This window comes from uncultured Zoogloea sp. (genome assembly GCF_937894855.1).
GTDB lineage: Bacteria > Pseudomonadota > Gammaproteobacteria > Burkholderiales > Rhodocyclaceae > Zoogloea > Zoogloea oryzae.
This window is the reverse complement of sequence record NZ_CALAYQ010000004.1, coordinates 1-10,414: the sequence shown is the minus strand read 5'-3', so window position 1 is coordinate 10,414 and position 10,414 is coordinate 1. Positions and strand designations below refer to the sequence as shown.

12 protein-coding genes are annotated in these 10,414 nt (G+C 67.3%); 4 read left to right on the top strand and 8 right to left on the bottom strand.

Features of this window, described 5'->3' with window-relative positions:
• From Q0672_RS00185 to Q0672_RS00170, 4 genes are all read left to right on the top strand, one after another.
• Nucleotides 1–983: FAD-dependent oxidoreductase (locus Q0672_RS00185; RefSeq protein ID WP_298618564.1), on the top strand; the 983-nt coding region annotated here is incomplete at its 5' end.
• On the top strand, nt 980–1,609 hold the full coding sequence (rsmG, locus tag Q0672_RS00180) for a 16S rRNA (guanine(527)-N(7))-methyltransferase RsmG (protein WP_298618562.1): 630 nt from the start codon (nt 980–982) through the stop codon (nt 1,607–1,609). The genes Q0672_RS00185 and rsmG, both read left to right, overlap by 4 nt.
• Nucleotides 1,610–1,611: 2 nt before the next feature.
• Nucleotides 1,612–2,379, top strand: coding sequence for an AAA family ATPase (locus Q0672_RS00175; RefSeq protein WP_153163332.1), 768 nt, complete (start codon nt 1,612–1,614; stop codon nt 2,377–2,379).
• Between the two features lie 11 nt (nt 2,380–2,390).
• Nucleotides 2,391–3,257 carry a ParB/RepB/Spo0J family partition protein gene (locus tag Q0672_RS00170; RefSeq protein ID WP_153163331.1) on the top strand — a complete coding sequence of 289 codons (867 nt, stop codon included), beginning with the start codon at nt 2,391–2,393 and terminating at the stop codon, nt 3,255–3,257.
• A gap of 37 nt (nt 3,258–3,294) precedes the next feature.
• On the opposite strand, the gene Q0672_RS00165 is transcribed toward Q0672_RS00170, so the two are convergent.
• From Q0672_RS00165 to Q0672_RS00130, 8 genes are all read right to left on the bottom strand, one after another.
• The gene (locus Q0672_RS00165; RefSeq protein WP_153163652.1) at nt 3,295–3,522 is read right to left on the bottom strand and encodes a hypothetical protein; all 228 of its coding nucleotides are present in this window, start codon (nt 3,520–3,522) and stop codon (nt 3,295–3,297) included.
• A 3-nt stretch (nt 3,523–3,525) separates the two neighbouring features.
• Nucleotides 3,526–3,738: a hypothetical protein gene (locus tag Q0672_RS00160; protein ID WP_298618558.1), complete on the bottom strand. Its 213-nt coding sequence runs from the start codon at nt 3,736–3,738 to the stop codon at nt 3,526–3,528.
• 91 nt (nt 3,739–3,829) lie between these two features.
• Entirely contained in the window at nt 3,830–4,882 is a 1,053-nt protein-coding gene (locus Q0672_RS00155; RefSeq protein WP_298618556.1) for a septal ring lytic transglycosylase RlpA family protein, read from the bottom strand.
• A 43-nt stretch (nt 4,883–4,925) separates the two neighbouring features.
• Complete coding sequence (gene rodA / locus Q0672_RS00150; RefSeq protein WP_298618566.1) at nt 4,926–6,023, bottom strand: rod shape-determining protein RodA; 1,098 nt, start codon at nt 6,021–6,023, stop codon at nt 4,926–4,928.
• Nucleotides 6,024–6,060: 37 nt separating this feature from the next.
• The gene (gene mrdA, locus Q0672_RS00145; protein WP_153163649.1) at nt 6,061–7,965 is read right to left on the bottom strand and encodes a penicillin-binding protein 2; all 1,905 of its coding nucleotides are present in this window, start codon (nt 7,963–7,965) and stop codon (nt 6,061–6,063) included.
• A gap of 81 nt (nt 7,966–8,046) precedes the next feature.
• The gene (gene mreD / locus Q0672_RS00140) at nt 8,047–8,568 is read right to left on the bottom strand and encodes a rod shape-determining protein MreD (RefSeq protein ID WP_298618553.1); all 522 of its coding nucleotides are present in this window, start codon (nt 8,566–8,568) and stop codon (nt 8,047–8,049) included.
• Nucleotides 8,569–8,571: 3 nt separating this feature from the next.
• Nucleotides 8,572–9,489 carry a rod shape-determining protein MreC gene (gene mreC, locus Q0672_RS00135; RefSeq protein ID WP_298618551.1) on the bottom strand — a complete coding sequence of 306 codons (918 nt, stop codon included), beginning with the start codon at nt 9,487–9,489 and terminating at the stop codon, nt 8,572–8,574.
• Between the two features lie 114 nt (nt 9,490–9,603).
• Nucleotides 9,604–10,414: rod shape-determining protein (locus Q0672_RS00130; RefSeq protein WP_298618549.1), on the bottom strand; the 811-nt coding region annotated here is incomplete at its 5' end.

Here is a 10,414-nt window from a genome sequence, read left to right as displayed (position 1 = left end):
ACCCCAACGGGATCTCCACCAGCCTGCCCTTCGACGTGCAGCTGGACATCGTGCGCTCCATCAAGGGCCTCGAAAACTGCCACATCCTGCGCCCCGGCTACGCCATCGAGTACGACTACTTCGACCCGCGCAACCTCAAGTCCAGCCTTGAGACCAAGTCCATCGGCGGGCTGTTCTTTGCCGGCCAGATCAACGGCACCACCGGCTACGAAGAAGCCGCCGCCCAGGGCCTGCTGGCCGGCATCAACGCCGCGCTGCAGGTGAAGGGGCAGGACGCCTGGTGCCCGCGCCGCGACGAGGCGTATCTTGGCGTGCTGGTGGACGACCTCATCACCCGCGGCGTCTCCGAGCCCTACCGGATGTTCACCTCCCGCGCCGAATACCGGCTCAGCCTGCGCGAGGACAACGCGGATCTGCGCCTCACCGAAACCGGCCGCAAGCTGGGCCTGGTGGACGACGAACGCTGGGCCGCCTTCTGCACCAAGCGCGAGGCCATCGAACGCGAGACCGCGCGCCTGCGCGCCACCTGGGCCACGCCGGCCAAGGTGTCGGCCGAAGCTGCCGAAGCCGTGCTCGGCAAATCCATCGAACGCGAATACAGCTACTTCGACCTGCTGCGCCGCCCGGGCGTGAGCTACGCCAGCCTGATGACGCTCCCCGGCGCCCCCGAAGCGCCCGAGGCCGACCCGCAGGTGGTCGAGCAGCTCGAGATCGCCGCCAAGTACCAGGGCTACATCGACCGCCAGCAGGATGAAGTCGCCCGCCAGCTGGATTCGGAGGCCACCCGCCTGCCGCCGGATCTCGACTACACCACCGTGCGCGGCCTGTCGAAGGAAGTCCAGCTGCGCCTCAACCAGCACAAACCCGAGACCATCGGCCAGGCCAGCCGCATCCAGGGCATCACCCCGGCGGCCATCAGCCTGCTGCTGGTGTGGCTGAAGCGCGGCGAACTGGCCCGCGGCCGGGAGCCGAAATCCGCATGAGCACCATCCTCGAAAAAGGCATCGCCGCCCTCGGCCTCGATCTGCCTGCCGACGCGCCGGAAAAGCTCCTCGCCTTCGCCCGCCTGCTCATCAAGTGGAACAAGGTGTACAACCTCACCGCCATCCGCGACGAGGCCCAGGTCGTCACCCACCACTTGCTCGATTCCCTCTCGGTGCTGCCGCACATCGGCGGCATCGACCGGCTGGTGGATGTGGGCTCCGGCGGCGGCCTGCCCGGCGTCGTGCTGGCCATCTGCCGGCCCGACCTGCAGGTGGATTCCGTCGAGACGGTGCAAAAAAAGGCCACCTTCCAGAACCAGGCCAAGATCGAACTCAAGCTCGCCAACTTCCGCGCCCACCACGCGCGCATCGAAGCCTGGCAGCCCCCCTACGCGCCCGACGCCCCGGCCGGCATCATCTCCCGCGCCTTCGCCGATCTGGCCGACTTCGTGAACCTCACCGCCCATCTGGCCGGCCCCGAAACACGCATCCTCGCCATGAAAGGCGTTTATCCCGAGGACGAAATCGCCCGCATTCCGGCCGGTTTCGCGCTGGAACGCAGCGTTCCCCTCGACGTCCCCGGCCTTGGCGCCGAACGCCACCTCCTCATCGTGAAACGTACCTGAACATGGCCCGCATCTTCTGCATCGCCAACCAGAAAGGCGGCGTCGGCAAGACGACCACCTGCGTCAATCTGGCCGCCGGCCTCGCCACCGCCGGCCAGCGCGTGCTGCTCATCGACCTCGACCCCCAGGGCAACGCCACCATGGGCAGCGGCATCGACAAGCGCAGCCTAGGCAAGTCGATCTACCACGTGCTGGTCGGCCTCAGCACCGTCACCGACGCCTGCGTGCGCAGCGAATCCGGCGGCTACGACGTGCTGCCTGCCAATCGCGATCTGGCCGGCGCCGAGGTCGAACTGGTCGCCCTCGACCGCCGCGAGAACCGCCTGCGCGACGCCCTCGCGCTGCACCGCGCCGAGTACGACTTCGTGCTCATCGACTGCCCGCCGTCCCTGTCGCTGCTCACCCTCAACGGGCTGTGCGTGGCCCACGGGGTCATCATCCCCATGCAGTGCGAGTACTACGCCCTCGAAGGCCTGTCCGATCTGGTCAATTCGATCAAGAAGGTCCACGCCAACCTCAACCGCGACCTGTCGATCATCGGCCTGCTGCGGGTGATGTTCGACCCGCGGGTGACGCTGCAGCAGCAGGTCTCGGCCCAGCTCGAAAGCCACTTCGGTGACAAGGTGTTCAAGACCATCGTGCCGCGCAACGTGCGCCTCGCCGAAGCCCCCAGCCACGGCCTGCCCGGCGTGGTGTTCGACCGCAGCGCCAAGGGCGCCCAGGCCTACCTGGCCTTCGCCAAGGAAATGATCGCGCGGATCAAGACTTAACCGACCCCACCATGGCACCTCCCAAACTCAAAGGCCTCGGCCGCGGCCTCGACGCCCTCCTCGCCGCCAACACCGACGACGACGCGAAGAACGAAGGCGAACTCCAGGTGCTGCCCGCCAGCGAACTGTCGCCCGGCAAATACCAGCCCCGCACCCGGATGGACCCGGGCTCGCTGGAAGAACTCGCCGCCTCGATCAAATCCCAGGGCGTGATGCAGCCGATCCTGGTGCGCCCCATCGGCGGCCAGTTCGATTCCGAACGCTACGAGATCATCGCCGGCGAACGCCGCTGGCGCGCCGCCCAGATCGCCGGGCTGGTGAGCGTGCCCTGCCTGGTGCGCGCGATCCCCGACGAGGCCGCGCTGGCCATGTCGCTGATCGAGAACATCCAGCGCGAAGACCTCAACCCCCTCGAAGAAGCCGCCGGCATCCAGCGCCTGATCGAGGAGTTCGGCATGACCCACCAGCAGGCCGCCGACGCCGTCGGGCGCTCACGCCCGGCCGCCTCCAACCTGCTGCGCCTGCTCCAGCTGGCCCCGCCGGTGCAGGAGCTGCTGATGGCCGGCGACATCGACATGGGCCACGCCCGGGCGCTGCTGCCGCTGGACGGCGCTGCGCAGGTCGGCCTCGCCAACCTGATCGCCGCCCGCGGGCTGTCGGTGCGCGAGGCCGAACGCCTCGTGCAGCACGAGCTCAATCCGAAGACGAAGCTCCCCGCACCGGCACCCGACCGGGACATCCTGCGTCTGGAAGAAGAGATCGCCGATCGCCTGGGTGCCACCGTGAAGATCAAGGCCAACAAGAAGGGCGTTGGCGCGGTGACGATCCAGTTCGGCAACCTGGATCAACTCGACGGCCTGCTCGAAAAGCTGCGCTAGCCCCCTGGGGCCTGCGCCCCGGCGGCCTTTCAGGCCTTCATTCGGATTCGCCCGAAACCGCACCCGCCAGCCGTTGCAGCTGGCGGCTCATCGCGCGTTTCTCGGCCTGACGCTTCCCGCCCGTTGACTTGTCATGGGGCCCGGCCTTGCGCTGCAGGGCCGGCACGACCAGCGGGTTGCGGGGCGATTTCGGCACGCCGCCCGGCCCCTTGTCGGGGCCGCGGAAGACCAGCTTCTGGCGGGTACCGAGGGTCCGGTTGGCCATGCTTCAGGCGCGGTGATGGGCGGCTTCGGCCGCCGCCACCTCGGCGAGGGTCGCCGCCTCGGTGAGGCCGGAGATCTCGGCAAAGCACCCGTCCAGCGGGCAGTTACGCCCCGGCGGACATTCGTGCTCTAACGCACACTGGCGTTGGGTCTGGTCGGTCAGGACCATCTCACGAACCGCTTCGCAACGGCTGATGGGGGAATCGATGAAGCTCATGGCGTCCTCCCTTTGGTTAATTTCAGTATAGCCAAAGGGTGCAAAATTTCCTTGCTATCAGCAGGGTTTTATATCCCCGCGCTCAAGGGCTTCAGCGCTGGACGACCGAGGGCTTGAGCTTGAGCGTACCGGCGATCCGCTCGGCGATGGAACGGGCCTCGATGGCCGACGGGAAAGGCCCGACCCGCAGGCGGAACTTGCCCTCGTAAGCCAGCACCGAGACCGATTCCTTCAGCCACTTGAGCTCATGCTCGACGAAGTTCTTGAAGTGCTCGGCTGTCCCGGCGGTACCGAAGGCCCCCAGCTGCAGGAAGACCTCGCTGCCGACCCGCTCGGCCGGACGGCTTGCCGGCACAGGCACGGCGGAAACCGGCGCCGCTGCAGCCACGACAAGCGACTCGGCCACCGGGCGGGCAGGCTCTGCGGCCGCCACGGGCTCGGGCGCGGGGGCCGGACGCTGGGCGACCGCCACCGGCGCCTGGGGGGCCGGCGCCTTTGCGCGGCGGATCGGCGGCACCGGGCGGCCCGGCTGCACAAAAGCCACATCCTCGGGCAGCACCAGGGCGATCTCGACCTGGGCATGGCCCTGGTCGGTGTAGCCCAGCTTGTAGGCCGCGGCGTAGGAGAGGTCGATGATCCGGCCCGGATGGAAGGGCCCGCGATCGTTCACCCGCACCACCGCCGAGCGGCCGTTGGCCAGGTTGGTCACCCGCACATAGCTGGGGATCGGCAGGCTCGGATGCGCCGCGGTCATCGCGTACATGTCGTAGGTGTCGCCGCTGGACGTCTTGCGGCCGTGGAACATCTTGCCGTACCAGCTGGCGACGCCCTTTTCGAGGGTCAGGCCGGCGCCCGGCGCGATCGAGCCCTTGAGGGAGTAATCGCTTTTCTCGACGACAGGCGCCGCAGCGGCTTCTTCGGACTCGGCGGCCTGGGCGTCGACGGGCAGGCGATCATTCTTGAACACGCCGTCGGCAAAATGGAAGCGGGCGCCGGGCTTGAGGCCGGTGAGGGCCGCGGCATCGCTAGTGGAGCTTGCAGACGCGACGGCAGGCGCACCCACGGCGGGGGCGGACAACACGAGGGCGCTACAAAAGAGCACCGGCAGCAGGCCGGCGCGACGGGAGATCGCTACAGGGGGCATGACACGTATTCCTGTTCGGGCGTGCGCCAGGGCGCACGCGGGTTCAGGCACCTACCCGACGCCGGTGACGCTGGATGCTCATGAGCATCCCGACACCAAGACAAAGGGTAACGAGTGCAGTGCCACCGTAACTGACAAAGGGCAACGGAACGCCCACCACGGGGAGGATTCCGCTCACCATCCCCATGTTCACTAACGCGTAGGTGAAGAAGATCAGCGTGAGCGCGCCAGCGAGGAGGCGCGAGAACAGGGTCGGGGCACCTGCGGCTATAAACAAACCGCGAAAAATCAGACAGATATAGAGTAACACCAGGATCACGGCGCCGGCAAGCCCGAATTCCTCGGTGAGCACCGCGAAGATGAAGTCGGTATGTCGCTCGGGCAGGAAGTCCAGGTGGGTCTGGGTGCCGTGGCCCCAGCCCTTGCCGAGCACCCCGCCGGAGCCGATGGCGATGGTGGACTGGATGATGTGGAAGCCCTTGCCGAGGGGATCGGAGGTCGGATCAAGCAGGGTGCACACCCGGTGCTTCTGGTATTCGCGCATCCCGGGCCATTCGACACCCGGCTGGCAGATGGTGTCGCCCATCACCACGATGGCGGCGATGCCGGCGATGCCTACGACGGCCACCGGCAGGATCAGCCGCCAGGTGAGCCCCGCAAAGAACAGCACGTAGAAGCCCGCCGCCGCCACCAGCACCGCGGTGCCCAGGTCGGGCTGCTTGGCGATCAGCCCCACTGGCACCAGCAGCAGGGCGGCGGCGATGAAAAAATCGCGCACCCGCAGCGCCCCCTCACGCAGCTGGAAATACCAGGCGAGCATCAGCGGCATGGAGATCTTCATCAGCTCGGACGGCTGGATGCGCGCCACACCGATGTTGAGCCAGCGCCGGGCACCCTTCGAGACGTCGCCGAACAACGCCACCCCGATGAGCAACAACACCCCCAGCACGTAGAGCGGCAGCGCGATGCTCATCATCCGCTGGGGCGGGATGCTGGCGGCGATCCACATCACCACGAAGGCCACACCGACGTTGAGCGCCAGGGTGTCAAGGCGCTCCGGCGAGGCGCTGACCATCACCACCGTCGCAAAACCCAGAATGAGCACCACGATGGTGAGGAGCGCACCATCGAGGGGTGCCATCAGATAGCCCGGCCACTTGCGGGGGTCGAAGCGGGAATCAATCACCGGCGTTGTCTCCCGTCGTTCCCTCGGCGCCCGGGTATTCCGGCGCGATGCCGGCCGGCAGCTTGCCGAGGAGGTAGTAATCGAGCACCTGACGGGCGATCGGGGCGGCGGATTCGGCACCGAAGCCGCCGTTTTCCACCAGCACCGCGAGGGCGATGGTGGGCTTGTCGGCCGGGGCGAAAGCGATGAAGAGGGCGTGGTCGCGCAGACGCTCGGCGATCCGTGCGTTGTACTTGGCGCCTTTCAGGGAGAACACCTGGGCCGTGCCGGTCTTGCCGGCCGCCTGGTAGGGGGCGCCGGCGAAGGCGCGGGTGCCGGTGCCCTCGCGGTTCACCCCGACCATCGCCCGGCGGATGGTGTCCAGGTGGTCCTGGCGGATCGGGATGGTCTTGATCGGCTGGGGCTCGATCATCCGGCGCGAGCCGTCCTTGGCGCTCTCGATGTACTTGACCAGGTGGGGCTTGAACATCACCCCGCCCGCCGCCACCGTGGCCGTGGCGTGCGCCAGCTGCAGCATGGTGTAGGCGTTGTAGCCCTGGCCGATGCCGATGGAGATCGTCTCGCCGCCGAACCACTTCTGCTGCTCGGGCTTCTTGAAGCGGCGCTTCTTCCACTCGGGCGAAGGCAGCACGCCGGAGCTTTCGCCCTCGATGTCGATGCCGGTGCGGCTGCCAAAGCCAAACTGGGCCATCTGCGCGGCGATCAGGTCGATCCCCATGTCGTTGGCCAGCTTGTAGTAATAGGTGTCGCAGGAGTGCACGATGGACTTGTACATGTCCACCACCCCGTGGCCGCCCGCCTTGTCATCGCGGAAGTGGTGGCCGCCAAAGTCGAAGTAGCCCGGATCGGAGATCGCCTGACCAGGGGTGCGCTTGCCGCTCATCAGCGCAGCCAGCGCCATGAAGGGCTTGAAGGTGGAGCCCGGCGGGTAGGCGCCGTTGAGGGCGCGGTTCACCATCGGGTGGTCGGGCGAGTTGTTGAGCTCGTCCCAGTCCTGCGGGGCGATGCCGTCCACGAACAGGTTGGGGTCGAAAGTCGGCACCGACACCAGCGCCAGCACGCCACCCGTGCCCGGCTCGATGGCCACCAGCGCGCCGCGGCGGTTGCCGAAGGCCTTCTCGACGACTTCCTGCAGCTTCAGATCGACGGTGAGCACCAGGTTGTTGCCCGGCGTGGCCGGCGTGCGCCGCAGGGCCCGCACCGCGCGGCCGCCGGAATCCACCTCGACCTCCTCGTAGCCGGTCTGGCCGTGGAGTTCGCGCTCGTAGCTCTTCTCGAGCCCGGCCTTGCCGATGTGGTCGGTGCCGCGGTAGTTGGCGGAGTCGTCGTTTTCTTCGATGCGTTCGAGATCGCGGTCGTTGATCCGCCCGATGTAGCCGATGATGTGCGAGCCGAAGGCCCCCATCGGGTAGTCGCGGAACAGCCGTGCCTTGAGCTCGACGCCCGGGAAGCGGTAGCGCTGGGCGATGAAGCGGGCGACTTCCTCGTCGGTGAGGCGGTTGCGGATCGGCAGCGACTCGAAGCTCTTGGATTCGTCCATCAGCTTCTTGAGGCGCTTGCGGTCCTTGGGCTGGATGTCGACGAGTTTGGAGAGCGCCTCGATGGTCTGCTCCAGATCCGCCACCCGCGACGGGGTGATTTCGAGCGTATAGGCCGAGTAGTTGCGGGCCAGCACGGTGCCGTTGCGGTCTACGATGAGGCCGCGGTTGGGCACGATGGGGACCAGCGAGATCCGGTTGTCTTCGGCGCGGGTGGAGTAGTAGTCGTAGCGCACCACCTGCAGGTAAAAGAAGCGCGCGGCCAGCAGCCCGAAACACACAAGCGCCACCGCGCCGGCCACCGCCAGGCGGGCGCGGAAACGGCCGAGCTCCTGCTCAGGCGTGCGGATCGAGGTCATCGGGCAGCCCCCACGACCACGACGCAGGCGCGCCCAGCGGCAGGCATGAGCGAATCCTTGCCCTTCACGCCCCGGCCCTCACTAGATCGGCCGATTCTCATCCCGCTCCATCGGCTGGTACTGGGGCAGCAGCAGCACGTAGTGCAGGGGAATCCACAGCAGGGCGGCCACGAAGCAGCCGAAGAACATCCACCAGCCGGGGAACTCGGCCCCGGCGATCAGGCGCACGACCACCATCACCACCTGCGACATGAACAGCAGCGGCAGCACGTGGAGCGCCTGCTCGACCGGCGTGAACCACAGCACCCGGCGCGACAGCTCGTTGGCCGCATAGGCCAGCAGCACGTAGGAAAACGCATGTTGCCCCATCGCCGCGCCGACGCCGATGTCGGTGAGCAGGCCAAACACGAAGCCGGCGCCGATGCCGATCTTGAGCGGCTCGCGCACGCACCAGAAGGCCAGCACCAGGGCCACAAAGTCGGGCACCGCGGGCAGATGGCCGGTGGGGATGTAGTTGAGGAACAGCGCGATGAAGAGGGTCAGATACACAAACCACATCTTCACCGGGAGCAGGATGCGGCTCGAACGGTTGGTCGGTTGCATGGCTTACTCCTTTGCCGCCTTGGCCTTGCGACCCTTGCCGCCCTTGCCCTTGTTGATGACTTCGGGCTCCGGCGGGCGGGGCGGCAGGCTTTCGCGATGGCCCAGCACCAGCACATGGCTGAACTGCTCGACACCCGCGGCGGGCAGACAGGGGATGCGGGCGAAGGTCTGGGCCTGATCGCGCTCGACCCGCGCCACCGTCGCCACCGGCAGACCCGCCAGGAAGACGCCATCGAGCCCCGAGGTGACGACCTTGTCGCCGGGCTGGATGTCGGCGTTGGCGGCCAGGTAGCGCAGCTCCATCAGACCGTTGCCCGAACCGAACAGCACCGCCCGCAAACCGCTGCGCACGATGATCACCGGGATCGCCTGATCCTTGTCGGTGAGGAGCGTGAGTTCGGACTGCATCGGAAAGACCCGGGTGATCTGGCCGATCACGCCGACATCATCCACCACTGCCTGACCCGGTTCGACACCCGCCTGGGCGCCCTTGTCGAGGATCACCTTCCGGGAGAACGGATCCTTGGCCGTGTACATGATCTCGGCCACCACGGATTTCACCGGCTGGCGCTCGCGGGCGTCGAGCAGGGCGCGCAGGTGGCGGTTCTCCTGCTCGATCTGGTCGAGGCGCAGCAGGCGCTCGGCGCCCTGGAGCTGCTTGCTCTTGAGCTCCTTGTTCTCGATCTGCAGGCGCACCAGCGAGGCGAAGTAGTTGGAGGCGTTGCGCACGAAATCCGCCGGCGTGGCGGCCGCCATCTGCAGCGGATAGGCGAGCACAGACAGGCCCTGGCGGAAGGCGTCGAGGTAGCGCAGGTTGAGGTCGGAGACCAGCAGCGCCAGCGAGACGGTCACGAAGAACACGAGCTTGGCCAGCGGCGCAGGCCCGCGTTTGAAGAAGGGAGGAGGCGAATGGCCGACCATCGAGGGATGTTCAGGTGGCGCGGTAAACGGCTGCGCCCGGGACAAGCCCGGGTCGCTGACGCACGCGGAGGAACGTGAGGTTCACCGCGGGCGCCCTGTCGCAGCCGACGCGTCTTACTCGCTGGTGAAGATGGAGCCGAGCTGGTCCATCTTTTCGAGGGCCATGCCGGAACCACGGACCACGCAGGTCAGCGGGTCGTCGGCGACGATCACCGGCAGGCCGGTTTCTTCCATCAGCAGACGGTCGAGGTCGCGCAGCAGCGCGCCGCCGCCGGTGAGGACCATACCGCGCTCGGCGATGTCGGCGCCCAGTTCGGGCGGGGTCTGCTCAAGGGCGATCTTGACCGCGGAGACGATCTGGTTGAGGGGCTCGGTGAGGGCTTCGAGGATCTCGTTGGACGAGATGGTGAAGGCGCGGGGGATGCCTTCGGCCAGGTTGCGGCCCTTGACTTCCATCTCCTTGACCTCGGAACCCGGGAAGGCCGAGCCGATTTCCTTCTTGATGGATTCGGCGGTGGTTTCGCCGATCAGCATGCCGTAGTTGCGGCGGATGTAATTGACGATGGCTTCGTCGAACTTGTCGCCGCCGACGCGGATCGAGCCGGCATACACCATGCCGCCCAGGGAGATCACGCCCACTTCGGTGGTGCCGCCGCCGATATCGACGACCATCGAGCCGGTCGCGTCGGCCACCGGCATGCCGGCACCGATCGCCGCGGCCATCGGCTCTTCGATCAGGTAAACGTTGCTGGCACCGGCGCCGAGGGCAGATTCGCGGATCGCGCGGCGCTCGACCTGGGTCGAACCACAGGGCACGCAGATGATGATGCGCGGGCTGGGCGAGAACAGGCGGGTGTCGTGAACCTTCTTGATGAACTGCTTGAGCATCTGCTCGGTCACGGTGAAGTCGGCGATCACGCCGTCC